Origin of the sequence: Anaeromyxobacter sp. SG17 (assembly GCF_022690695.1) — a bacterium.
GTDB lineage: Bacteria > Myxococcota > Myxococcia > Myxococcales > Anaeromyxobacteraceae > Anaeromyxobacter > Anaeromyxobacter soli.
The window spans coordinates 1-23,615 of record NZ_JALCYX010000017.1 but is presented as its reverse complement, the minus strand read 5'-3'; the positions used below and the strand labels follow the sequence as shown (position 1 = coordinate 23,615).

Annotated in this window: 23 protein-coding genes, 1 tRNA gene and 1 rRNA gene; 10 read left to right on the top strand and 15 right to left on the bottom strand. The window is 75.1% G+C overall.

Annotated elements, in window-relative coordinates; all coding sequences use genetic code 11:
* Window positions 1–94: 94 nt before the first annotated feature.
* Window positions 95–580 carry a peptidylprolyl isomerase gene (locus MNY60_RS09005; RefSeq protein WP_242336589.1) on the top strand — a complete coding sequence of 162 codons (486 nt, stop codon included), beginning with the start codon at window positions 95–97 and terminating at the stop codon, window positions 578–580.
* Window positions 581–660: 80 nt separating this feature from the next.
* Here MNY60_RS09005 and MNY60_RS09000 read toward each other — a convergent pair whose 3' ends face one another.
* Window positions 661–2,493, bottom strand: a complete 1,833-nt coding sequence (locus MNY60_RS09000) for a PEGA domain-containing protein (RefSeq protein WP_242360458.1) — start codon at window positions 2,491–2,493, stop codon at window positions 661–663.
* 126 nt (window positions 2,494–2,619) lie between these two features.
* Between MNY60_RS09000 and MNY60_RS08995 the strand changes: the two genes are divergently transcribed.
* The 3 genes from MNY60_RS08995 to MNY60_RS08985 are packed head-to-tail and all read left to right on the top strand — an operon-like array spanning window position 2,620 to window position 4,740.
* A complete protein-coding gene (locus tag MNY60_RS08995; RefSeq protein ID WP_242360478.1) occupies window positions 2,620–3,528 on the top strand; it encodes an HAD family hydrolase in 909 nt (302 codons plus the stop codon).
* A gap of 2 nt (window positions 3,529–3,530) precedes the next feature.
* Window positions 3,531–4,313, top strand: coding sequence for an SDR family NAD(P)-dependent oxidoreductase (locus MNY60_RS08990; protein ID WP_242354687.1), 783 nt, complete (start codon window positions 3,531–3,533; stop codon window positions 4,311–4,313).
* A 43-nt stretch (window positions 4,314–4,356) separates the two neighbouring features.
* Window positions 4,357–4,740, top strand: coding sequence for a ferredoxin (locus MNY60_RS08985; protein WP_242336595.1), 384 nt, complete (start codon window positions 4,357–4,359; stop codon window positions 4,738–4,740).
* Window positions 4,741–4,765: 25 nt separating this feature from the next.
* On the opposite strand, the gene MNY60_RS08980 is transcribed toward MNY60_RS08985, so the two are convergent.
* Window positions 4,766–5,596: a SirB1 family protein gene (locus MNY60_RS08980; RefSeq protein ID WP_242354539.1), complete on the bottom strand. Its 831-nt coding sequence runs from the start codon at window positions 5,594–5,596 to the stop codon at window positions 4,766–4,768.
* A 287-nt stretch (window positions 5,597–5,883) separates the two neighbouring features.
* On the opposite strand from MNY60_RS08980, the gene MNY60_RS08975 reads away from it, so the two are divergent.
* Window positions 5,884–5,959: transfer RNA gene (locus MNY60_RS08975), tRNA-Asn, on the top strand.
* 80 nt (window positions 5,960–6,039) lie between these two features.
* A complete protein-coding gene (locus MNY60_RS08970) occupies window positions 6,040–6,351 on the top strand; it encodes a DUF1801 domain-containing protein (protein WP_242360477.1) in 312 nt (103 codons plus the stop codon).
* Window positions 6,352–6,421: 70 nt separating this feature from the next.
* Here the strand turns inward: MNY60_RS08970 and MNY60_RS08965 are convergent, their stop codons facing one another.
* The gene (locus MNY60_RS08965; protein WP_242360457.1) at window positions 6,422–8,344 is read right to left on the bottom strand and encodes a hypothetical protein; all 1,923 of its coding nucleotides are present in this window, start codon (window positions 8,342–8,344) and stop codon (window positions 6,422–6,424) included.
* Window positions 8,345–8,985: 641 nt separating this feature from the next.
* Between MNY60_RS08965 and MNY60_RS08960 the strand changes: the two genes are divergently transcribed.
* Window positions 8,986–9,684 carry a pirin family protein gene (locus tag MNY60_RS08960; RefSeq protein ID WP_242360456.1) on the top strand — a complete coding sequence of 233 codons (699 nt, stop codon included), beginning with the start codon at window positions 8,986–8,988 and terminating at the stop codon, window positions 9,682–9,684.
* A 3-nt stretch (window positions 9,685–9,687) separates the two neighbouring features.
* Here MNY60_RS08960 and MNY60_RS08955 read toward each other — a convergent pair whose 3' ends face one another.
* Window positions 9,688–11,124 carry a sensor histidine kinase KdpD gene (locus MNY60_RS08955; protein ID WP_242360455.1) on the bottom strand — a complete coding sequence of 479 codons (1,437 nt, stop codon included), beginning with the start codon at window positions 11,122–11,124 and terminating at the stop codon, window positions 9,688–9,690.
* Between the two features lie 186 nt (window positions 11,125–11,310).
* On the opposite strand from MNY60_RS08955, the gene MNY60_RS08950 reads away from it, so the two are divergent.
* Window positions 11,311–11,739 (top strand): DUF2267 domain-containing protein, encoded by a 429-nt coding sequence (locus tag MNY60_RS08950; protein WP_242336610.1) that lies wholly within the window; start codon window positions 11,311–11,313, stop codon window positions 11,737–11,739.
* Between the two features lie 11 nt (window positions 11,740–11,750).
* Here the strand turns inward: MNY60_RS08950 and MNY60_RS08945 are convergent, their stop codons facing one another.
* From MNY60_RS08945 to MNY60_RS08905, 9 genes are read right to left on the bottom strand one after another with little or no spacing between them, the layout of a single operon-like run.
* Window positions 11,751–12,407 (bottom strand): V-type ATP synthase subunit D, encoded by a 657-nt coding sequence (locus MNY60_RS08945; RefSeq protein ID WP_242336613.1) that lies wholly within the window; start codon window positions 12,405–12,407, stop codon window positions 11,751–11,753.
* Window positions 12,404–13,780, bottom strand: coding sequence for a V-type ATP synthase subunit B (locus tag MNY60_RS08940; protein ID WP_242336616.1), 1,377 nt, complete (start codon window positions 13,778–13,780; stop codon window positions 12,404–12,406). Before MNY60_RS08940 ends, MNY60_RS08945 begins: the two co-directional genes overlap by 4 nt.
* Before the next feature lie 3 nt (window positions 13,781–13,783).
* Window positions 13,784–15,520 carry a V-type ATP synthase subunit A gene (locus tag MNY60_RS08935; RefSeq protein WP_242360454.1) on the bottom strand — a complete coding sequence of 579 codons (1,737 nt, stop codon included), beginning with the start codon at window positions 15,518–15,520 and terminating at the stop codon, window positions 13,784–13,786.
* Entirely contained in the window at window positions 15,517–15,897 is a 381-nt protein-coding gene (locus MNY60_RS08930) for a V-type ATP synthase subunit F (protein ID WP_242360453.1), read from the bottom strand. Before MNY60_RS08930 ends, MNY60_RS08935 begins: the two co-directional genes overlap by 4 nt.
* Window positions 15,894–16,916, bottom strand: a complete 1,023-nt coding sequence (locus MNY60_RS08925) for a V-type ATPase subunit (RefSeq protein WP_242360452.1) — start codon at window positions 16,914–16,916, stop codon at window positions 15,894–15,896. Before MNY60_RS08925 ends, MNY60_RS08930 begins: the two co-directional genes overlap by 4 nt.
* A 1-nt stretch (window position 16,917) precedes the next feature.
* A complete protein-coding gene (locus MNY60_RS08920) occupies window positions 16,918–17,499 on the bottom strand; it encodes a hypothetical protein (protein ID WP_242354485.1) in 582 nt (193 codons plus the stop codon).
* A gap of 3 nt (window positions 17,500–17,502) precedes the next feature.
* A complete protein-coding gene (locus tag MNY60_RS08915) occupies window positions 17,503–17,718 on the bottom strand; it encodes an ATPase (protein WP_242341367.1) in 216 nt (71 codons plus the stop codon).
* A gap of 9 nt (window positions 17,719–17,727) precedes the next feature.
* On the bottom strand, window positions 17,728–19,605 hold the full coding sequence (locus MNY60_RS08910; protein ID WP_242360451.1) for an ATPase: 1,878 nt from the start codon (window positions 19,603–19,605) through the stop codon (window positions 17,728–17,730).
* Window positions 19,602–19,964: a hypothetical protein gene (locus tag MNY60_RS08905; protein ID WP_242341365.1), complete on the bottom strand. Its 363-nt coding sequence runs from the start codon at window positions 19,962–19,964 to the stop codon at window positions 19,602–19,604. Before MNY60_RS08905 ends, MNY60_RS08910 begins: the two co-directional genes overlap by 4 nt.
* Window positions 19,965–20,458: 494 nt before the next feature.
* On the opposite strand from MNY60_RS08905, the gene MNY60_RS08900 reads away from it, so the two are divergent.
* A complete protein-coding gene (locus MNY60_RS08900; protein WP_242360450.1) occupies window positions 20,459–20,893 on the top strand; it encodes an NUDIX domain-containing protein in 435 nt (144 codons plus the stop codon).
* Between the two features lie 180 nt (window positions 20,894–21,073).
* Here MNY60_RS08900 and MNY60_RS08895 read toward each other — a convergent pair whose 3' ends face one another.
* Window positions 21,074–22,405, bottom strand: coding sequence for a DUF763 domain-containing protein (locus tag MNY60_RS08895; protein ID WP_242360449.1), 1,332 nt, complete (start codon window positions 22,403–22,405; stop codon window positions 21,074–21,076).
* A gap of 144 nt (window positions 22,406–22,549) precedes the next feature.
* Between MNY60_RS08895 and MNY60_RS08890 the strand changes: the two genes are divergently transcribed.
* Window positions 22,550–23,332 carry a UdgX family uracil-DNA binding protein gene (locus tag MNY60_RS08890; protein ID WP_308197122.1) on the top strand — a complete coding sequence of 261 codons (783 nt, stop codon included), beginning with the start codon at window positions 22,550–22,552 and terminating at the stop codon, window positions 23,330–23,332.
* Window positions 23,333–23,494: 162 nt separating this feature from the next.
* Here MNY60_RS08890 and rrf read toward each other — a convergent pair.
* Window positions 23,495–23,611: ribosomal RNA gene (gene rrf, locus MNY60_RS08885) — 5S ribosomal RNA — on the bottom strand.
* Between the last annotated feature and the right edge of the window lie 4 nt (window positions 23,612–23,615).

Sequence of the window (23,615 nt, the reverse complement as noted above, 5' to 3'; positions counted from 1 at the left end):
TCGCCTCCCGGGTCAGCAGGCACGGCTGCGAATCCCGGACTGCGCGCCGGCCGTACCCGTTCGCGGGGACGGCCGGCGCGTTATCTTTCGAGCCATGAAGATCTCGAACGGAACCGTCGTCGGCATCGACTACTCGCTCCACCTCGGCGACGGGAAGATCATCGACGCCTCCGAGCCTGCCGAGCCCCTCACCTATCTCCACGGCGAGGGGCAGATCGTGCCCGGCCTCGAGTCGGCGCTCGAGGGGCTGTCCGCCGGCGATCGCAAGCAGGTGACCGTGCCGCCCAAGGACGGCTACGGCGAGCACGACGCGCGCGGCGTCCAGGAGGTCGACCGCACCGCCTTCCCGCCGGATTTCCAGCCCCAGCCCGGGATGGAGCTCACGGCGGAAGGCGAGGACGGCGAGCCCGTCCCGTTCGTGATCCGGGAGGTCCGGGGCGACAAGATCCTGATCGACCTGAACCACCCGCTCGCCGGCAAGACGCTCTACTTCGACATCACGATCCGTGACGTCCGCGAGGCGACCGAAGAGGAGCGGGAGCACGGTCACGCCCACGGGCCGGAAGGGCACGACCACTAGAGACGGATGCCGCTCACGCTCACCCTCGCGCGACGGCCCCGGCGCCGTCGCGGGGCGGAGCCTCGTCCGGGCGCCGGCGGCTACTTGACGGTGGGCGTCACGTCGTAGGTCCAGGTCTCGCCCCGCGAGATCGAGAACCGCTCGGCCACGCTGGCGCCGCCGAGCCGGACCTCGACGCGGTGGGCGCCGACGTCGACCTCGCGCCGCACGTCGCCCATACCGACGCGCTTTCCGTCGACGAGGACCTCGGCCTCCGCCGGCGCGGTCACGACGAGGAACCCCTTCCCTGCCGACGGAGCAGCGGCGACGACGCGACGGGGCGGCGCCTTCTTCGCCGGCTTCGCCGGCGCGGCCGCAGCAGGCTCCGCCGCGGCAGCCCTGGGCGGAGCTCCGGCGTCCTCCGCGGGCGCCGTGGAGGCGGGCCTCGCCGGCGCCACGCCGCCCGCTGCGGGCGCTTCGGGGCGGGCCTCGGCTGCCTGGGCGCGCTCGCGTCCGGCGACGTCCGCGCGGACGAGGTCGGGGAGGATCCTGCCGCGGGTGGCGACGAAGCCCCCGCCGAAGCCGACGAGAAGGCACAGCGCGGCGATCGCGAGCGGGGCCCGCGAGCGCCGCGGCGCTGCGGCGACGGGCGCGGGGAACGTGGACACCGTGTCCGGCGAAGGAGCAGCCACTCCGCCCGAGGCGACCGGCTGCGGCGAGAACGGATCCGCAGGACGCGGGACCTGTACCGGCGCCGGCGCGAGGGCGGGCGCGGGCGCCTGAGGCGCGACGCGCGCGGGGATGACGACGGGCTCAGGGAGCACCGAGCCACCGCGCGCCTCGGCCGCGGCGGGAGCGAACCATTCAGGAAGAGCCGCCTCGCGCGGTCCTGCCGGGACGGGGGTCGTGGTCGGGACCGGCTGCACCGGCAGAGACGTTTGCTCCGGCAGGAGCGGGTTCACCGAGGAGGCCGGGGTCTCCGTTCCGACCGGGTTGCCCGTAGCCATCGCGGTCGGGCTCGGGCTCGGGCTCGGGCTCGCGGTCGGGGTCGGGGTCGGGGTCGCGGTCGGGGTGGCCGCCGCGATGGCCGGCTCGCCGTCCTCCAGCAGCTCGACGGCGAGATCGGCCTCGGCGTCCTCTCCCGTGGCTCGCGCGACGAGGCGCGCGAGCGCCGCGCGCTCGCCCTCGTCCGCCGGGAGGATGGCCTCGGCGTAGGCCGCCACCGCCTCGCGGGGCGCGAGCGGCAGCGCGGCCGCGATCGCCTCGCCCAGCACGCCCGCCGAGCGCAGCGGCTGTCCCCCCGTCGCGCCGAGCGCGAGATCGACGACCGCCGCCAGCGCGGGCGGGATGCCGGGAGCGTCGAGCGGCCGCGGCGGCGCCTGAGGGGGCTCGCCGACGAGGCACTCGTGCAGGATCGCGGCGAGCGCGCGCACGTCCGCGGCCGTCTCCTCTCCGAGCCCGGCGCCGAGGCCGGTGAGCACCGTCGCTCCGTCCGCGGCGACGACGAGCCGCTCGGCGGAGAGCGCGCCGTGCGCGAGTGGGCGACCATCGCCGGGATCGAGCGCGTGGACGCGCGCGAGCCCGGCACAGGCGTCGGCGACGACGCGGGCGGCCACGTCCGGAGGGAGCCGCCCGGCGGCGTCGAGGAGGTCGCGGAGCGAAGGACCGGGCCGGTGCGGCTCGACCACCGCGACGGCGCCCCCCACCGTCTCGAGGCCGTCGACCGGCACGACGTTCGGGTGCCGCACGCGCGCCGCGGCCTCGGCGTCGCGCGCGAGCGCCGCGAGTCGGACCGGATCGTCGGCGACGCGCGCCGGGGCGAACGCGAGCACGACCGCGCGGGGCGGCCCTGAGCGGTCCACGGCGAGGGCGCGACGGAACCCGGAGGAGGACGGCAGCGGCGCGATGATCTCGAAGCGATCGGTCGGGGCCATCGCCGCCGAATCTACACCCTGCCCGCCCGCGGCGCCCGCCCGCAGCGCGCGGCGCACCCACGCCCACGTCGGCACACGGGCGTGGCGGGTGGCGGACCCACCGGCTACGATGCGCGCGTGCCGCGCATGAAGGCCGTCGTCACCGACCTCGACAACACGCTCTACCCATGGGTCGACTACATCGTCCCGAGCCTCGAGGCCATGGTCGCCTCGCTCGAGCAGACCACGGGCCGCCCCCGCATCGAGATCGTCCAGTCCCTGAAGGCGGTCTATACCCGCCACGAGTCGAACGAGTACCCGTTCGCGATCCAGGAGTCGTCGCTCTTCCGGCCGTACGAGGCGGACTTCGACTCGTTCGACGCGCTCGTCATCCGCCCCGCGCGGCGCGCGTTCGCCGAGGCGCGCCGGCGCTACCTGCACCCCTACCCTCACGTCCGCGAGACGCTCGAGAAGATCCGCGCGCGGGGGCTCAAGGTCATCGCCCTCTCCGACGCGCCGCGGAACGCGCTCGAGCTGCGCATCCAGATGCTCGAGCTGGACGGTCTCTTCGACGCGGTCTACGCGCTCAAGGGCTATGACCTGCCCGAGAACGTCGACCCCGAGATCCGCCGCAAGGACGCGGCCGGGGCCTACCGTTCCAAGAAGACCGTGGTCGTGGAGCTGCCGCGCGCGGCGGAGAAGCCCAGCCCGGCGGGGCTGCGCCGGGTCCTCGGCGACTTCGGGCTCGAGGGGACCGAGGTGCTCTACGTCGGCGACAACCCGAAGAAGGACATGCCGGTCGCCCAGGCGTGCGGCGCCGTGGGGGTCTGGGCCGAGTACGGCACGTACATCTCGAAGGAGTACCGCGAGCGGCTCGCGGTGATCTCGGCGAAGGCCGTGACGCGGCGCCACGTGGCCGACGTGGACACGCCGCGGTGGCCGCTGTCGATCGCCTCGTTCGTGCAGATCCTGGACGTCCTCGACGGCGCGCGCTGGACGGCGCCCGAGGCGACCGTGCCGGCGGCCCGGCGCGGCGCGAAGCGGAGGCAGCGTTGAGCGTGCAGGTGAGCTACTCGGATCTCGCAGGGCGCTGCGCGCTCGTCACGGGCGCCTCGTCCGGCATCGGCCTCGGCGTCGCCGAGGCGTTCCTCGCGCAGGGCATGAAGGTCGCCGTCCACTACCGCTCGAACCGCGCGGCCGCGGAGGCGCTCGCGGCCCGCTACCCCGGGCGCGCGGTGGCGATCGGGGCCGAGCTCGGCACCGAGGCCGGCTGCGTCCACCTGGTCGACGCCACGGTGAAGGCGCTCGGCGGGCTCGACCAGATCGTGCACTCGGCCGCGATCTGGAACGAGGGCCCCATCGACCGGATCGCCGGACCGCAGCTCGAGGAGATCTTCCGCGTCAACGTGTTCAGCGCGTTCTACCTCGTGCGCGAGGCGACGCCGTACCTGGGGCGGAACGGCCGCGGCAACGTCGTGTTCATCGGCTCCACCGCCGGCCAGCGTGGCGAGGCGCGCCACGGCCACTACGCGGCGACGAAGGGCGCGCTCCAGTCGCTCGCGATGAGCCTCGCGGTGGAGCTCGCGCCGCGCACCCGGGTGAACCTGGTCTCCCCGGGCTGGGTGCGTACGCCCATGGCGGAGGCGGAGCTGAAGGACGTCGGCGCGGCGATCGCCGGCGCCCTCCCGAACCGGCGCGTCGGCGAGATCGCGGACGTCGTGCACGCGTGCCTGTACCTCGCGAGCGAGGCCTCCGGGCACCTCGTGGGGGACGACCTCTGCGTCTCGGGAGGCGCGCTGCTGGTCGTGCCGCGCGGTCAGATCGTCGCGCGCGAGCCGTAGCGACTCGCGTGCGGGCGGGCGCCCGCGGCGCTAGGAAAACCGCATGCGCTTCCGCCACCACGTCTTCGTTTGCGAGAACGTGCGGGCCGAGGACGATCCGCGCGGCTCGTGCGGGCGCAAGGGCTCGCCCGCGATCCGCCAGGCGCTGAAGGAGGAGCTCAAGCGCCGCGGGCTCGACAAGCAGATCCGCGCGAACGCCGCCGGCTGCCTCGACGCCTGCGCCTTCGGCCCGTCGATCGTCGTGTACCCGGAGGGCGTCTGGTACGGCCACGTCTCGGTCGCGGACGTCGCGGAGATCGTCGAGCGCCACCTCGTGGGCGGCGAGCCCGTCGAGCGGCTCCGGCTGCGGCGCCTCGAGGCCGGACCTCCGGCGCGCGCCGCCGACGCGGCACCGCCGGGTGATCCGAAGAGCGGCGGCGAGCGCTGAGCGAAAGCCGCAGCCGGCGGCCTGCTCAGTTCGCGAGCTCCGGCCCGTCGTGGAGCTGAGCCAGCGTCGCGCGGACCGAGTCGGAGTCCTGGGCGTCAGGGGCGCGCGCGAGGTACGTCTCGAGGTCGCGCGCCGCCGAGCGGCCCGCTCCGAGCCGGGCCGCGGCGAGGCCGCGATCCCGGAGCGCCGCGAGCTGGCTCGGCGCGGCGAGCAGGATCCGGTCGAGCACCCACCAGGCGCGGAGGTCGTCCTTCCGGGCGGCGTAGAGGCGGCGCAGGTTCCCCAGCATGCGCAGCACGATCTGGCCCGGCGTGGACGGACCGAGCAGGCGCCGATCGAGGTCGCGCCCGGTGCGCTCGCGGTAGCGGGACAGGCAGTCGTCGGCGGAGAGCATCTCCCCGCCGTGGAAGGCGTCCACGAAGATCTCGGCCCCCGAGGGCGAGAGGTAGCGCACGAGGAAGTGGCCCGGCATCCCGACGCCGTCGAGCGAGACCCCTGCGCGGCGCCCGACCTCCATGTACACGACGGACAGCGTGATCGGCAGGCCGACGCGGCGGTCGAGCACCTCGTTCAAAAACGAGCTGCGCGGGTCGTCGTAATCCGCCGGCCCCCCGTGCATCCCCTCTTCCCCCGCGAGCACCTCGCGGAGCGCGCGGAGCAGCGAGGCGGCGCGGGCGGGAGCCGGCGAGCGGGCGACGACCCGCGCCGCGAGCGCGTCGAGCCGAGCGAGGTACGCCGCCTCGTCGAGGTGTGGGTACTCCTCCGCCGCGATGGCGAGCGCCGCCAGATCGAGCGGGATGGGATCGCGCGCCATCACCGCGGCGAACCGCTCGCGCGCGAGGCCGCCGGCGGTCATCGCGCCACCGCTGCGGGGGCGAGCGCCCGGCCGGCGGGCATGCCGGCGAGCCGGCCGCAGGAGGCGAGAGGCGTCGTCACGGACCGGAGTATAGCTGCGCGGTCCGGCCCTCGGCGCGCCGGCGGCCTCGACGCTGCTCGCTCACGCGGCGGGCCGTTCGTGGGCCCTGTTCCGCGAAGATCGTGCGCCGCCGCGGCGCCGGTCGTGGGCGGCACGCGACTCGCCGAACGGGTCGCATACCCTCTTGACGAGCCCGCGGTCCTTCTCTAGATTCGCGCCCCTGCCATTCCCCAGTAGCTCAGTTGGCAGAGCAGGTGACTGTTAATCACCGGGTCGCATGTTCGAGTCATGCCTGGGGAGCCAGTTCCGAAGGGGCCTCGCAGAGATGCGAGGCCCCTTCTCTTTTGGCGGGTAGTTACGTTCCCAGGCCATTCCGGTTCGCGATTGGAGTCATCGACTCTCCGTCACGGATCTGGCGGACTCCGGTCTTTTCCCACGGCGGCCTCGTCTGCACGGGAGAGACGTACAAGAGCGTCGTCAAGATCACGTTCGCCCAGGGAGCCGCGCTGAAGGACCCTTCGCGTCTCTTCAACTCCAGCCTCGACGGGACCGTCAGGCGCGCCATCGACATCCACGAAGGCGACGAGCTCGACGAGCGGGCCTTGAAGGACCTCGTCCGCGCCGCAGTGGCGCTCAATCTCGAGGGCAAGAGCAAGCCGAAGGCCCGGCGATGGAGCCGCAAGCGGGCCGGCTAGGATCGCACCGCCGGAAGAAGGCGCGGGCCGGGGTCCACACGGCCCGCGCCTCACCCGCGGAAGCGCCCGCCTACTCGTACGTAAAGTTGAACTCGGCGGTGCCCCCCGAGATCCCCACGGCGTTTACCACGGAGATGGCCGCCGTGGTTCCGACGTAATCGGGAGTCGCCGGGTTCGGCGCCGTCACGGTGATGTAGGGCTCATACCGCTTTCCCGTCGCGGCGTCCGTGCCCTCGGGCCACTCCATCGACATGCTGGACGGCAGCTGCCCCCCGAAGTCGACGCTGTGCGCAGTGTGCAAGCTGGTTCCCCTCAGCGTGACCCTGGTGCCCCTGGGCCCGTGGTTCGGCTCGATGCTCGTCAGCTGCATCAGGCGCGGATCGGGCGCGAGCGGGAGGGAGAGCGAGAAGGTGAACGGGTACGGGGTGCCGACGTTGGTGCCATTGTCGTTGGACGCTCTCGGCTCCTTGCGGGGGTTGCCGAGCGGGATCGTCCCGAAGTGCATGGCCGTACCGCACCCCGAATCGAACATGAGCCCGTTGCTGGGATTGTTCGCGACGTCGCCGACCACGTCGATGCTCTTGTCGCCGACCCAGAAGGTGCCGAGGCTCCCGCTGTAGTTGCACTGGGTGATGTCCCAAAAGTAAGACCATCCGAGGAGCATGGAGAGATCGACCTGCACCGACAGGACGGGGACGCCATCCCTGTTGACGGGCAGAGCGCTACGAACCTCCGGCAGCAGCGCCCACACCCACTCCTGTGAAGGCTCGAACGAAGAACCGTAGATGACCCCTGGTAGCCCCGCGGTGACGAGGAGCCCCGGGCCGCCACACGCGTGGTTCCCCGGGTCGATGTTCTGCTTGACGTGGTTCCAGGAATCGTACGTCCAGCGGACCTTCGACGGATCCGTTGGGTCGGCGGAGATCTGCGGCAGGATCGTGATCGCGTCCGCCTGATAGGTCTTCGTGTTGCTGTACGATACGCCCGCGCTGAACCCGAGCGAGCGGCTCACCTCTGCGCTGGGCTTCCCGCCCGAGAACCCCGCGCTCGAGCCGATCGTCCCCGACGCGCCGAAGTTCCAGGTCACGCCGGTGCTGTACTGCACGTTGGGCATCTGCGCCTGGGGCGCGGTGTAGCCGGCGAGGACCTTCACTCCGGTTTTGAGCGTGGCGTCCGGCACGGAGGCGCCCACGTTGGCCTGCCTGAGCCAGTACCCCGCGAAGCGGTTGTTCTTGCCGATGGAGAGCTTGCAGCCCCCCGTGTTCACGGCGGCGGAGATGCGTGTCAGCAGGTAGTCGCCCGGCTGATCCACCACGGAGATGGGGCTATGCACCGCCCAGGAGTAGGTTGTCACGGCGAACGTGTCGGTGCACTTCTGCTTCGACCCGCAGTGATCGCTGTAGAAGGCTTCCATGCTGAAGACGTCCGTGTGCGACCACGGGAACTGTTCCGGCTCGCTCCCCAGCGTGTTGTAGCCGGGTGCTTCGGCGGCCACGATCGCCCTGGGCCCGCTCGCCCTAGGCGCGCTCGCCATGGAGGCGATCCCCGATTCGAAGGTCCCGCGGACTTGCCTCCGGAACCAGTCGAGCACCATCTCGGCGTAGGCCTCCTTGCGCACGTCGGCGTCCGGAGAGGGCTCGAAGTTGGGAATGGACCGGATCGCGAGCATGCGCAACCGCCCCTGCGGCGCCGCGAGCACGTACAGCTCGGCAGGATTGGTGAGCGTGATCGCGGGGACGCTCCCGTTGATGGCGTGAAGGCGCACGAGCAGGTCCTCGGTGACGCCGGTCACCAGGATGGCATGCCCCTCCTTCAGGACGGTCCTCAGCGCGCTCCTCTCGCTGTCGGAGAGCTCGAGCAGGCTATCCGCATTCATCAGCACGGGTCCGTCGGTCTCCCCGCGCCACTTCTTCGGATGGAATAGCTTCTCGAGCTGCTTGACGAGGGCACCCCTGGGCTTGCCATGCTCATAGCTCGCCAGATCGATCTTCACGGCGAAACTATCGGCCCCCCCGGAGGCTTGTGGCCCCGCGGACGACGCGCCCCCCAGCTGATTGTCCTGTTCGCGCCCACCGCAAGCCGCCAATGCCAGCACCGCCACGAACGTGCACAAGCGACGCATCCCACACCTCCTGTCGCCTCGCAGCGTGAGACGGTTCGCGAACCGGGCACAGCGAGAAGAGAGGTCCCTTCCTTGGGACTCGGACGATTCACCGCCGTCCTCGGCGTGTGACGGAGTGCCTTCCCGCGCTGCCTGCGCCTCGGGCGTTCCCTCGCGCACGCCTCGGCGTTCCCGCCGTCCGGCTGAGACTGGAACGCGCGTGCTCGCCCGGCATAGGCCTTGCGAGGACTTCGAGGAGGAGGCCTCGACAGGCGCTCACGGCGAGCGGCCGTGACCCCGAACACCTCCGGACGCCCGGTGCTGGTTCGAGATCCTGGCGGCTCGTCGGTGCCCCCCCTGCGGGGAAGGGGCCGGCCGGACCTTCGCCGCGACAGACTCATCGCGAGGAGCCACGCCGGACGGCGATCGCGCACGGCAGCGCGCGTGGAGGGATGGCGCCGGCAGCCCGGACGCATGGCAGGGGCCACAAGGATGGCGTTGATCTTCACGCCTGCCGGCGCCAAGAAGCGGCGATGATCACGATCCGCCGCTCCGAGGCTCGCGGTCACTTCGACCACGGCTGGCTCGACACCCGCCACACGTTCTCGTTCGCCGACTACCACGACCCCGGCCACATGGGGTTCCGCACGCTCCGCGTCATCAACGAGGACCGCGTCGCGCCGGGCCAGGGGTTCGGGACTCACGGCCACCGCGACATGGAGATCCTGTCCTACGTGCTGTCGGGCCGCCTCGCCCACCGCGACTCGATGGGGACCGGCTCGACCATCGGACCGGGCGAGGTGCAGCGCATGACCGCCGGGACCGGGGTCCTGCACAGCGAGTTCAACGGCTCCGACTCCGAGCCCGTCCGCTTCCTGCAGATCTGGATCCTGCCCGAGCGCCGCGGCCTCCTCCCTGGCTACGAGCAGAAGCAGTTTCCGGAGGAGGAGCGGCGCGGGCGGCTGCGGCTCGTCGCCTCCCACGACGGCGCCGACGGCAGCGTGACGATCCACCAGGACGCGCGGGTGTACGCGGCGCTCCTCGAGGCCGGAGAGCGGGCGGTGCTCCCGCTCCAGGCCGGGCGGCACGCCTGGGTCCAGGTGGTGCGAGGGACGCTGCGGCTCGGAGACGAGACGCTCGCGGCGGGCGACGGCGCCGCCTTGAGCGACGAGCGCGAGGTGGGGCTCGAGGGCGTCGAGGCGGCCGAGGTGCTGGTGTTCGACCTCTCCTGAGGCTCAGCCGGCCGACGCGCTAGCGCGCGCGTCGCCCTCCAGCGCCACCGGCCCGGCGAGCGGGAGCTCGATGCGGAAGGTGGCGCCCTCCCCCGCCGAATCCTCCACGGCGATGCGTCCTCCGTGCGCCTCGATCACCCGGCGCGCCACGAACAGGCCGAGCCCCAGGCCTCCGAAGTTGCGCGGGGAGACCGCGCGCTCGAACCGGTCGAAGATGCGCTCGCGCACCGAGGGATCGACGCCGATGCCGCGGTCTCGGACGACGAGGAGCCCCGCCTCGCCGCGGCGCTCGAGCTCCACGTCCACCGGCTTCCCCGCGCCGTACTTGAGGGCGTTCGCGAGCACGTGTCCCACGGCGCGCTCGACCTCGTCCGGATCGATGCGCGCCGGCATCGCGTCCGGCAGCTCGAGCCGCACCGTGCTCCCGGCGCGCGAGGCTGCGTCGCCCAGCCGCTCGGCGGCGACGCGCACGACCTCGGCGAGGTCCGCCTCGCGCGGCGCGATCCGCAGCTCTCCCCGGTCGAGGCGGGACACGTCGAGCAGCTCGTCCACCAGCCGGGCGAGCCGCGCCTGCTGGCGCAGCGCCGCCCCGGAGCTCGCCGCGATTCGCTCGGGCGAGGCCGCGCCGCGCGCGGCGGCGAGCTTTAGCCCCTCGAGCTGCAGCCGCAGGCTCGTGAGCGGCGTCCTGAGCTCGTGCGAGGCCACCGCGAGGAACTCGTCCCGCGCTCGGAGCGCGTCGCGGAGCTCGTCCTCGACGGCCTTTCGCCGGTCGATCGGCTCGGCCACGGAGATGAAGGAACGCGGCCGGCCTGCGCCGTCGCGCACCAGCGCGACCGTGAGGTTCACCCAGGTGGCCCGACCGTCTCGCCGGAGGTAACGCTTCTCCACCGTGTAGGTCTCGTCCTCCCCCGTGACGAGCCGCCGGCCGTGCGCCTCGTTCTCCCCGACGTCCTCCGGGTGCGTCATGTCCTGGAAGCGGAGCGCGCACAGCTCGTCCTCGGTGTAGCCGAGGATCTCGGCGTAGCGGCGGTTGACCCGCAGCCAGCGCCCATCCAGCCCGACGTGGGCGATGCCGATCGCGGCGTTCTCGAAGGCGGCGCGGTAGCGCGCCTCGCTGCGGGCCAGCGCGCGGACCGAGCGCCGGGCGACGGCGAAGGCTCCAGCGGCGAGGGCGAGCGCCACCGCGGCGGCGGCGAGCAGGGCGCGCGAGGCGTTGTGGATGCTGGCCGCGAGCTTCGTTCGCGCGGCCTCGAGCGCCTCGTCGTGGGCGCGAGCGAGCGCCGGGGCGATCGAGCGCAGCTCGCCGTGAATCGGCGCGAGCTCGGCGGAGACGACCGCGTCGAGTGTGGCCGCCTGGCTCAGCATGCCGAAGGCGCCAGCGCCCACGGCCACCGTCCCCAGCGCGAGGACGAGGAACGCCAGCGGACCGAGCCGAGCCACGCGCGGCCCCCTGGCCGCCCCGCTGGGATCCCATCGGCGCATGATGGGTGGCGGTCGTACCACCCCACGCCCGCCCCCGGGGCACCGTTCTTCGCCCGTTTGGGGATGCGCGAACCCGCCCCCGTGAGGGGGACCGCCGACCGCGCGGGCGCTGCCGTGTCGTGGTCGCGTGATGATCTTGGCGGCATGGCTCTCCCCGGCGATCACGATCCGCTTCAGGACGCGAACTTCCAGGCCCTCGTGACCGCCCTCGCGCGCGAGGGTCTCCCTCGCCGCGCCGAGGCAGCGCGCGCGGTCGAGGCGGTCATGTGCGCGCTCGCGCAGCGCATCCAGCGCCCGGAGTTCGACGACCTCCGCGAGCACCTGCCCGAGCCCTTCGGCAGCCGCCTCACCGCCTGCGAGCGCCACTCCGCGCGCCCGCCGCGCCCGCTCCGCTCCGCCGACGACTTCTACGCCATCGTGGCGGAGGACCTCGAGCGCGATCCGCAGGAGGTCGAGGCCGCGGTCCGCGCCGTGTTCGCCGCGCTCCGCGCGCAGATGGCCGAGGCCGACGCCGAGCTCGTCGGGCAGGAGCTGCCGCTCGAGCTCGAGCCGCTGTGGCGCCGCCCGTCGTGAGCTGAGCTCGCTCAGCGCGCTGACGAGCCGGCGGCGCCGGCGCGATGGCGCGCGCCCCGAGCCCGGAACCGCTTAAGCCGCACGACGTCCTCGCGGTCTCGCTCGTCGAGCGCTGCCTCGACGCGGCCCGCCTCGGCGGCGAGCGCGGGGAGCACGAGCTGCTCGAGCGCGTTGATTCGCCGGGAGGTCGCCTGGATCTCCTCGCCCAGCCGGGCGAGGTGCAGCTCCCGCGAGGCGATCCGGAGCAGCACCTCGAGCGCCTCCTCGTGGCGCCGCGCCGCCTCGGCGCCCGCGAGTCCCCAGCTCGTCGGCGCGCTGCCCCGCTCGTCCGCCGCGCGCACGAGCGGCGGCGCCGAGACCGACGGCGTCGGCACGCCCCACACCCGCCGCACGCTCACCTGGAGCGGCACCTCGCGCCCGGCGGCGAGGGCGAGCGACTCGAGCGCCTCCTCCCCGTCGAGCGCGCGCGAGATCCCGAGCGCCTTCACCGCCTCGCGCAGCACCTCGTCGAGGCGCGCGCGCCCGGCGAGGACCTCGCGCATGAGCCTCCAGAGCTCCCCCGCGAGCACCTCGCGCTTGGCGCGCAGCAGGCGCGCACCCTTCGACGCGATCTCGGCGCGCCCCCGCACCTCCAGCAGGCCCATGCGCGTCGTGGGCGTGCGGCTCACGGGGCCTCCTTCCGGCGCGCCTCGAGCACCGCCGCCGGGAGGCGGGTGAGCGCCTCGGGCGGGAACGGGGCCATGAGCTTCCACCCGAGCTCGAGCGTGTCCTCGATCGAGCGGAACGCGTCCCCCTGGCCGACGAGCTCGCGCTCGAACCGATCCGCGACGTCGAGGAGCCGCCGCTCGTCCTCGCCGAGGTTCGCCGCGCCCACGATCGCGGCCATGCGGCGCACGTCGCGCCCGCGCGCGTAGAGCGCGTAGAGCTGGTCCGCGACGGGCCGGTGGTCGGCGCGGGTGCGGCCGGCGCCGACCCCGAGCCCCATGAGCCGCGAGAGCGAGGGCAGCACGTCGATGGGCGGGTAGATGCCCCGCCTGTCGAGCTCGCGCGAGAGGACGATCTGTCCCTCCGTGATGTACCCGGAGAGATCGGGGATGGGGTGGGTGAGGTCGTCGTCCGGCATCGTCAGCACCGGGACCTGCGTGATCGAGCCGGGCCGGCCGGCGATCCGCCCGGCGCGCTCGTAGAGGGTCGCGAGGTCCGTGTACATGTAGCCGGGGTAGCCGCGCCTGCCGGGCACCTCCTCGCGCGCCAGCGCGACCTCGCGCAGCGCCTCGCAGTAGCTCGTCATGTCGGTGAGCACGACGAGGACGTGCAGGCCGTGTCCGAAGGCGAGGTGCTCGGCGCAGGTGAGCGCGCAGCGCGGCGTCATCAGCCGCTCGATGGGCGGGTCCTCCGCGCGGTTCAGGAACACCGCCGTCCGATCGAGCACGCCCGCGCGCCGGAACGCCTCCAGGTAGGCGTCGTACTCGCGGAACGGCGCGCCCATGGCGGCGAACACCACCGCGAAGCGCTCGCCGCCGCGGACGCGCGCCTGGCACACGAGCTGCGCGGCGAGCCGCCCCGCGGGCAGGCCGGCGCAGGAGAACACCGGGAGCTTCTGCCCGCGGACGAGGGTGTTCATCCCGTCGATCGCGGAGATGCCGGTCTCGATGAAGTCGGCGGGCTTCTCGCGCCGCGTGACGTTCAGCGCCGCGCCGTGGATGGGCAGGCGCGCCTCGGCGATGGGCGGCGGCAGCCCGTCCACGGGGCGGCCGAGCCCATCGAGCACGCGGCCGAGCATGCCGCGCGAGACGCCGAGGGCCGCGACCTCGCCGGTGAGCGTCACCTCCGCGCGCGCCGGCGAGAGGCCGCGCGTCTCCTCGAGCACCTGGATCGCGACGCGGGCGCCGGTGAGCTCGATGATCTGCCCGCGGCGCTCCTCCCCCCCGGCGCGGATGCGGACGATCTCGCCGAGCCGCGCGCGCGGGACTCCCTCGAGGAACAGGAGCGGCCCCGCGATCCCCTCCGCTCCACGCACCCGCCGCGTCACGAGGTCCATGGCTCACTCCGCCTCGAGGCGCGCGATGGCCTCCGCGATCTCGGCGCGGAGCGCCCCGGCGCCGCTCGCGATGGCCTCCGCCGGAACGGAGCCGAGGCGGAGGAGGCGGGCCGAGAGCCCGGCCTCGAGGATGGAGCGGAGCGGCACGCCGGCCGCGACGGCGTTGGCCGCACGGCCGTGGAGCTCGAGGTGGAGCCGCAGCATCTCGAGCGCCTTGCGGGGCGGGCAGCTCGCGTCCGCGGGATCGTAGGCGCTCTGCCGGAGGAACCCCTCGCGCAGCAGCCGCGCCGACTCCAGCACCAGCCGCTCGGCGTCCTGGAGCGACTCGGTGCCCACGAGCTCCGCCACCTCGACGAGCTCGCGCTCCCGCTGCAGGAGGTGCATCGCCTCCTCGCGCAGCGCCCCGAACCCCTCCCCGGCCTCTCGCTCGAACCAGCCCCGGAGCCGCTCCGCCTCGAGCGAGAAGGAAACGCCCCAGTCCAGCGCCGGGTAGTGGCGGCGGTGCGCGAGGTCGGCCGACAACGCCCACAGCACGCCCGTCGCGCGCAGCGAGCACTGCGTGACGGGCTCCGAGAGATCGCCGCCGGGCGGCGACACCGCGCCCACCACGGTGACCGAGCCCTCGCCGCACCCCAGCGTCTCGACGCGCCCGGCGCGCTCGTAGAACCGCGCGAGCCGCGACGCGAGGTAGGTCGGGTAGCCCTCCTCGCCCGGCATCTCCTCGAGGCGCGCCGAGATTTCGCGCAGCGCCTCGGCCCAGCGGGAGGTGGAGTCGATCATGAGCGCGACCGAGCGGCCCATGTCGCGGAAGTACTCGGCGATCGTGCAGCCCGTGTAGATCGAGGCCTCGCGCGCGGCGACCGGCATGTTCGAGGTGTTCACGACGAGGACGGTGCGACCGAGGAGCGGCCCGCCGGTGCGGGGGTCGTCGAGCTTGGGCAGCTCGTCGAGCACCTCGGCCATCTCGTTGCCGCGCTCGCCGCAGCCCACGTAGACGACCACGTCCGCGGCGGCGTGCTTGGCGAGGCTCTGCTCGAGCACGGTCTTGCCCGTCCCGAAGCCGCCCGGCACCATCGCCGTGCCGCCCGACGAGACCGGGAAGAAGCAGTCGAGCACGCGCTGGCCGGTGAGGAACGGCACGTCGGGCGCGAGCCGGCGGCGGATGGGGCGCGGCCGGCGAACCGGCCAGCGATGGGCGAGCGCGAGCTCCGTGCCGCCCTCGAGCCGGACGACCGGCTCGTCCACGGTCACGGCGCCCCCGCGGACCTCGGCGATCCGCCCGCCCGCGCCCGGCGGCGCGAGCACCGGGTGCGCGTCGGGACCGGAGCGCGCGATCCCGAGGCAGGCGCCGGGGAGGAGCTCGTCGCCCGCGCGGACGCTCGGCTCGAGCTCCCAGCGTCGCGCCCGATCGAGCGCCGGCAGGCGGGCGCCGCGTCCGAGGAAGTCGCCCTGGCGCGCGGCGAGGGCGTCGAGGGGGCGCTGGACGCCGTCGAAGACCGAGCCGAGGAGCCCGGGCCCGAGCTCCACCGCGAGCGGCTCGCCCGTCGGCTCCGCGGGCTCGCCCAGCGCGAGCCCCTCCGTCTCCTCGTACACCTGGATCGTCGCGAGGTCGCGCTCGAGCCGGATCACCTCGCCGAGGAGGCGCTCCTCTCCGACCCACACGACCTCGTTCAGCCCGGCCCCGGCGAGCCCGTCCGCGACGACGGTCGGCCCTGCGATCCGGACGAGCCTGCCCGTCATGGTCCTTCCCCGGCCGCGCCGAGCTTCACGCCGTACCCGACGGCGCGGCGGATCAGCGCCGCGACGTAGGCGCGGCCGCGCCCCTCCTCGCCCCAGCGGCGCGGCAGCGCGAAGGGCAGCACCACGGGGAGGCCGCGCTCCCGCGCGCGCCGCAGCGGGCGGGGTCCCGCCGCCGCGAGGACCTCCTCCTCGACGGCGAGCACGCCTGCCTCCGCTGCGCCCGCGAGCCGCCGGAGCGTCGCGGCCTCCTCGCCGCGCCCGGCCTCCTCCACGGTGGCGCCGGCGAGGCGGAACCCGAGCGCGTCCCCCGGGCGGACGACGACCACGAGCCGCAGCGGCCCTCCGGCAGCCTGCCCCGCTCGGGCGGCGTGGGTCACGGGCCCTCCTCCGCGAGATCGAGGATCTCGCCCGCGGGCAGCCCGAGCGCCGCGCCGCGGAGCACCAGCGCCGTGCGCCGGACCTCGGCGCGCCGCGCGGCGAGCCAGGCGAGCGGCACCGCGAGCGAGAGCGGTCGGCTGCGCGCCTCGCGCCGCAGCGCGACGACCATCCGCCGCTCGAGCGCGCGCTCCGCGCCCCAGGGCGTGGCGAGGTCCGACGCCGCGACCCCGAGCGCCTGCGCGAGCGCATCCCGCACGGCCGCGCCCTCGCGCAGGGCCGCGACGCGCCGGAGCGCCTCGCCCGAGAGGAGCCGCCCCCCGTCCAGCAGGGCGTCCGCCGCCGGCGGCGCGCCCGCGAGGGCGAGCAGCGTGGCCGCGTTGCGGGCGTCGACGCGATCGCCGAGGTGCCTCGCGAGGATCGCCGCGTCCTCTCCGCCGCGGCGGCACGCCGCTCTCGCGCGCGCGAAGGCGGCGCGGTCCGCGGCGATCTCGAGCGCGAGGAGACCGTGCTCCCCCGGCGCGCCCACCGCGCCGCGGGCCGCCGCGGCCACCTCGCTCCCCGCGCCGGCGAGCACCTCCAGCGCCGCGGCGACGTCCGGCGCGACGGCGGCGGCGCGGCGTCCAGCGTCCGCGAGGCCCGGGACGGGAGGGGCCGCCGCGAGGGTCCGATCCACCGGCGCGCCCGCGGCCACCCCGCGCGCGATCGCCTTCACGGCGGCGGCCTCCTCGAGCGCGAGGAAGGCGGAGAGGAGCGCCCGCTGGCGCGCGCCCTCCGTGTCCCGCAGGAGGCGCGCCTCCTCGCGGTGGACCGCCTCGCGCAGCGCGAGCTCGACCGCGGCGAGCGGGTCGGGCGCGCCCGTCACCGCGGCAGGGATCCCGGCGCCCGCGGCGCTCGACCGCAGCAGCTCGAGCCGCGCCTCGAGGCCGCCGCGCGCGAGCAGCTCGCGCAGCGCGCGATCGCCGAGGAGCCGCGCCCGCCGCGCGCCGATCCGGGAGTTCGCGAAGTCGAGGCGCGCCACGTCAGCCCTCCGCGAAGAGCAGCTCCGCGAGCTCGGCCTCGAGGGCGGGCCACGCCCGCTCGAGCCGTGAGGGCAGCGTGTCGTCCAGGACGCGCCGCCCCGCCACGAGCTCCACGCCCCCGCGAGCCTCCGGCGCCGCACGGACGACCGCCCGCGCGGCCGCGCCCGCGTCCAGCGCGGCGAGTGCCCGGCGCGCCTCCTCCTCGGCGCCCGGATCCACGACGAGCTCGAGGGGCCCGTCCCCGGCCTCCGGCAGGATCTCCGCGAGGAGCGCGGCGTCGAGCGCGGCGCCTCCCTCCGCGACGAGCCGCGCGCGGGCCTCGTCGTGCAGCCCCTCGAGCAGCCTCCTTCGCTCGACGAGGAGCGCGCGCTCCCGCTCGACCGCGACCGCCTCGTGGGCAGCGCGCCGCCGCGCCGCCCCCTCGACCCGCTCGCGCGCGAGCACCGAGTCCCGCGCCGAGGCGGCCGCGGCGCGCGCCTCCTCCACGATGCGCGCGCCCTCGCGCTCCGCCGCGGCGCGCACCTCCCGCGCCTCTCGCGCCGCCTCCTCCCCGAGGACGCGCAGGAGCTCCGGGTAGCCCACGGCCTACCCCCCCGTGAGGATCAGCACCGCCACGACGAACCCGAGGATCACCAGCGTCTCGGGGATGGCGAGCATCACGATGATGGCGCCGCGGACCTCCGGCTTCTCCGCGAGCGCCCCGGCGCCGGCGGCGCCGATCCGGGACTGCACCCACGCGGTCGCGATTGCGGACACCCCCACCGCGATCGCGGCCGAGACGGCGAGCAGCACCTTGTCCATGTCATCCTCCTAGCGGGACAGCGCGAAGGGGCGGTAGGGCGCACCGCCCTCGTCGTAGAACTTCTCGAAGAACTCGACGTAGTGGAGCCGGAGCGCGGCCACGGTCGGGCTGATGAGCCCGAGCGTGAAGTTCACGACGTGCAGCAGCACGCCGATGGCGAGCCCCGCGGCCACCGGCCGGAGGGTCGTCGCGACGAGGTTCGCGACCTCGGCGAGCATCACCGAGGCGAGCCCGAGCGCCATGAGGCGGGCGTAGGACAGGACGTTGCCGAGGCCGAGCACGAGCTCGAGGGCCGCCATCGGCCCCTCCGCACCCACCGCCACGGCGAGCAGCGCCCCGCCCGCCCAGAGCGCCGGCGGGAGCGCCGCTGCGGGCAGCAGGTGCACGGCGGTCGCGCCGGCGACCGCGGCGGCGCAGAGGAGCCCGAGCTTCGCGGCGCGTGCCAGCGCGGCGCGGCGATGCCCCGCGCGCAGCGCGCCCGCGATCCCGAGCGCCATGCCGATGCCCACGTGGACGGCGCCGACGGCGATGGCGACCCCGAGGAACGCCATGAACGCGCGCCGCCGGTCGAGGAGCACGGGGCGCATCCCGAGGTGGGACCCCACCTCGCCCAGGGCCTCCCCGAAGAGGATCCCGAAGGCGACCGCGGAGAGCGCGCACGCGAGCGCGATCCAGGTCAGGTCCCGCCCGAGCGCGCCCCCCACCCCTCGCACGCGCAGCACGAGCGCCACCACGATCCCCGCCGTGCCGCAGACGACGTCGCCGAGCACGAGCCCGAAGAAGAGCGGGAAGAAGACGGCGAGCCAGGGGGTCGGATCCGTCGAGCCGTAGCGCGGCAGCGGCACGAGCGCGAGGAGCCGCTCGAAGGGCCGGACGTGCCGCCCGTTCCGGAGCACCACGGGGACCTCCGGCCAGGCGTCCCGCTCCGGCGTGCACGCCAGCACCGTCACCCGCTCGCCGAGCTCACTTGCCGCCGAAGCCTGGAAGGCCGGCACCCGCTCCGCGGGCATGTACCCCGAGACGACGAACGCGAAGCGCGTCGCGCCGCAGGCGTCCTCGGCGTGCACCCGCTCGAGGAAGGCGCGCGTCGCGGCGGCGCTCGCGGCGAGCGGGGCGGCGAGCCCGTCCGCGAGGCGAGACCAGGCCGCCTCGACCTCCGCCTGCTCGGCGGGGATCGTCCGGGCGCGCGCGGTGAGGTGTAGGAGCACGTCGATGAGCGCCTTCCCGGAGCAAGCGGAGGGGAGCTTCACCTCGTCCACGCCGCGCTCGAAGAGGAGCGCCGCCACGGCGCGCCCGCAGGCGCGCGGCACGACGATGAGGACTCCGGTTCGCTCCGCGTCGATCGGCCGGGCGGTGAGGTCGAAGGCGCCGCCGGTGATGCGGCGCAGCTCTCCGCGAAGGAGCGCGATGGCCTCGGGGTCCGTGCGCAGCTCGAGGCCGTGGAGCTCCGGCTCCTGGCGCGGCTCGAGGCCGTGGGAGAACGGCGCCAGCGCCACCACGAGCCGGGAGAACCGCGCGATCGCATCCCCCTCCTCGGCCAGCGCGGCGCGCCGCGCCTCGAGCGCCGTGAGCGCCGCGTCGATCTCCGCGAGCCGCGCGAGCAGCGCCTCGGAGCCCGGCTCCGGCAGCGGTCCCTCGCCCTCGCCGCGCCCGCCGGCGAGCCGTGCACGGAGCGACTCGAGGCGGACGAGCGCCTCCTGTGCGCGCGCGGCGCGCGCCGCCACCGACGGGACGGGCGCGCACCGCTCGACGAGCGCGCGCTCTCCGGGGAGCACCGGCGTCGGCCGGCGGAGCTCCAGGACGCCCTGCGCCTGCAGGAACGCGAGCGCGCCCTCGAGCCGATCCCGCGGGCCGATCAGCTGGACGCGCGCCATCGGCAGGATCACGGCTGCCTCCCGAGGACCACCGCGAGGACCCGCTCCAGCGCGCGCGCGCGGTTCCGCTCGGCGCGGGCCGCCACCTCCGCCACCTCCGCCACGACCGCCTCGCGCGCTCGCTGCGCCTCCGCGTCGAGCGCCGCCGCCTCGTCCGCGCGGAGCGCGTCGCGCACCCGCTCGACCTCGCGCCGTCCGGCGGCGACGATCCGCTCCGCCTCGCGCCGCGCGCTCTCGAGGGCGACGGCCGCCTCCGAACGCACGGAGGCGAGCTCGCTCTCCAGCGCCGCCTCGTCCCCTCGCAGCCGCTCGAGCGTCTCGCGTTCACCGCCGCTTCGCGCCGGGTTCCGCACGACGAGCCCCCGTGTCATCGAGAAGACGCTCCTCGGCACGGGGTGGCAAGCAGGCTGCGCATTCCCGCTTGGGCCTGCGCGTCGAGGCACGTCGCGCCTCCGCGGGCACGCATCGCGCCGCACCCATCGCGAGCGAGCCGGCGCGGGCCCGTGCGGTGCGCCGCCTCCCGGAGGAGGCCCGGCAGGCGCCCGTGGTCGCGCTCCGCGGCGCCACAGGAGGCGTCGCGGACGCGCGGCGCGCTTCCCCGCGGCCCGACCGGTGTCGCCTCGAGGCGCCGGAACGGAGCGCCGGCCGTCCTGTCCAGCGAGCTCGCGGTGAGGCATCGCGCGGCACCGTTTCGAGGTCTCTCGACCGCCGGCGCGGTGAGCTCGCGCCCGGGGGGCCGCGAGACTCTCCGCGGCGTATGTGCTGGCCTCCTTCACCGTCCCATGCTCCCCTCCCCGCCTCCGCGATGGAGGCGCGTGCAGCTCCCTCGACGAGAGCGCGCGGCCCGCCAGAGCCAGGAACGCCGATGACCTCTTCCGCCACCCGCCGCGCCTTCTCCGTCTCCGTCTTCTGCCGCCACGGCGGCGCGATCCTCCTCGTCCGTCACCGCCGGCTCGGGACCTGGCTCCCCGTCGGCGGCGAGATCGAGCCCGGGGAGACACCGCTCGAGGCCGCCCGCCGGGAGCTCCGTGAGGAGACCGGCCTCGAGGGAACGTTCCCCTCCGGCCTCGGGGTGGACGGCACGCCGCCGGGGCTCGTCGGCTACGAGGAGCATCCCGCCGGCTCGAAGGGCCTGCACATGAACTTCGCGTTCGTGGCGGACGTCGCGTCGCGAACCCTCGCCGCCTGCGACGAGTGGGACGGCGCGCGCTGGGTGGGCGCTCACGAGCTCGGGGCCGTCGAGTGTCCGGCGAACGTGCGCGAGCTCGCACGCATCGCGCTCACCGCGCCCGGCCACTGACTCGCGCTGCCGCCCGGGCCGATCCCTGCTGCGGCACGCGCTGGCTGCCTGCGGCGACGCCATCGTGCGCCTCGCGACGGGCTCGACCCGAGCGAGCAACGTGTGACCCGAACCGCCGTAAGGGCGAAGGGCCCCGCCTCTCGCCTCTCGCCGCACCGTCCGCACCGGACGGCGCACGGGTCACCGCGGCAACAGGGAGAGCTGGGCGGGTGCGGATGGGCGTGCCGTGTCGGCCGCGCCCGCGGCGTCACGCTGCGCCTCCGGGGAGCTCGCGTCTCGCGCCTGCCCGGCTCCTCGGGCCTCTCGCCCTGCGGCAGCGCCCCGAGCCCGCGTCGCTGAGCTCGTCCGGCGAGGCGCGACGTTCCCCGTGCCCGCTCCGTCGAGCACGCTTCGGCCGCCGTAGGCGCGGCTCGCCGCGCGCTCCCCCTCGACGAACGCCTCGAGGGACGGGCCCTCCGCCCCGGCCTCGAGCCGTCGCGCCTCGTCCTCCAGGCGCCGGATGGCCGCCATGCGGTCGTCGTTCCCGAGCTTCGCGCGCTCCACCGCGCGGCGCAGGACGCCGAGCGTCTCGTCGTAGACGCGGAGCGGGACGGGAAAGGGGTGGCCGTCCTTCCCGCCGTGCGCGAGGGAGAACCTCGCCGGATCGCTGAAGCGGCAGGGAGCGCCGTGGATCACCTCAGCGGCCGCCGCGAGCGCGAGCACCGTCCGCGCCCCGAGCCCCGGCGTGAGGAGCAGCTCCGCGAAGTCGACCGGCCCGCGCTCGGCCGCGGCGGCGATCGTTCCGTGCAGGCGGCGGAGCACCACGTCCGACGCGGTGACGGCGTGGTGGCCGGGGAGATCGAGGTGGGGAACTCGTCCGAGCGCGCTCCGGATGCTCGCGACGGCCCGCTCGGGCCCCTCGCGAACCAGCGCCAGCTGCGCGGCCCGCGACGGCGCCGCGCGCCGATCGGTCAGGTTCACGATGGCGCCTCCCGGCGCCCCGTCGATCGCCGCGTGCGGTGCGTCGACGAAGCTCGTGAGCCCCTCGGACAGCCAGTGATAGCGGCGCGCGCGCCGCCGCACCGGGTCCATCCCCTGCTGGACGACGACCCAGGCGCCGTCCTCGGCCACGATGAAGGCGTGGAGGTACAGCGCGTGGCCGTCCTGCACGGCCGCGCCGTCCACCTTCGCCACGAGCCGGCTCGTCCGCGCCAGCGCCTCGCCGTCGAGGCCGGTTCGCTCGCCGAAGCCGACCAGCTCGTCCGGAGTGCGGCGCGAGTGGCGCCCGCGGCCGCCGCACACGCGCAGGCCGAGCTCGCGCTCCAGCGGCGCGAGCCCCCGCTGCAGCGCGCCGAGGACGCTCGTCGTGATCCCGGAGGAGTGCCAGTCCATCCCCATCAGGCTGCCGAGCGACTGGAACCAGAACGGATGGGACAGCCGCCGCAGGAGCTCCGTGCGCCCGTACTCGAGGACGATCGCCTCGGAGAGCACGCGCCCGAGGCGCGCCATGCGGTGGAAGAGCCACGGGGGCACGCGCCCGCCGTGGAGCGGGAGGTCGGCGGAACCCGTCCGCGCCCCCTCGCCCCCGCACCGTTCGGTCGAGCGTTCGGCACCGCCACCCCGTTTCGCCTCCCCGCCCGCCCGCCCGCCGCGCGGCCGGCCCCCGCCGCGGCGGCCGTGTCCCGTGGTCTCCGGGGGTCTCCCGTGGATAACCATGAAGAAGTGCCACGTCGCTCCGACAGCCCGCCCCGCTCCGCCCGTGCCCGCCCACCCGCTCGCGCACCCTCGCTCCGCGACCCGCCCAAGCGATCTAGCGAGCTCCGCACGGCACCCGTGCCGAGGACGACCGACCTCGCTGCGCTCCGGCAAGCGGCGCGGGCGTGCCGCGCGTGTCCGCTCTGGGAGCGCGGGACGCAGACCGTCTTCGGCGAGGGCCCGCGGCAAACCGCGGTGCTCCTCGTCGGCGAGCAGCCGGGCAACGACGAGGATCTCGCGGGCCGGCCCTTCGTCGGCCCGGCCGGCCGCCTGCTCGACCGGGCGCTCGAGGCCGCGGGGCTCGACCGCGCCTCCGTCTACGTGACGAACGCGGTGAAGCACTTCAAGTGGGAGGCGCGAGGAAAGCGTCGCATCCACCAGAAGCCGAACGTCGGCGAGGTCCGCGCGTGCCGGCCCTGGCTCGACGCCGAGCTCCGGGCCGTCCAGCCCCGGGCCGTCGTCCTGCTGGGCGCGACCGCGGCGCAGGCGCTCCTCGGCAGCGACTTCCGGGTGACGCAGCGGCGCGGGGAGCTGCTCTCGACGGGATTCGCGCCCATCGTGGTCGCCACCGTGCACCCCTCGTCGATCCTGAGGGCCCCGGACGACGAAACGCGGCGGGAGGAGATGAGGCGGTTCGTCGAGGACCTGGCCCGGGTGGCGGAGGTGCTGCGCACCTCGCAGTCCTCACGGCCGACGGCGCCGTGAGAGGCATTCGGCGCTCCAGGCGCGCGCGGGCGTTGCGCGCCCGCGGCCGAGCGGCCGAAAGCAGCGCCGTGAGCCTGAGCTCCGGACCCGCCGGCCTCGGCGATGGAGCCGACAAAAGAAAAAGCCCGCCGGCGCGAATTGCGCCAGCGGGCCAAGAAAAAAATGCGGCAGCGACCTACTCTCCCACACCGCTTCCGGTGCAGTACCATCGGCTCTGGTGGGCTTAACTACCGTGTTCGGGATGGGAACGGGTGTGACCCCACCGAAATAGCCACCGCAAACC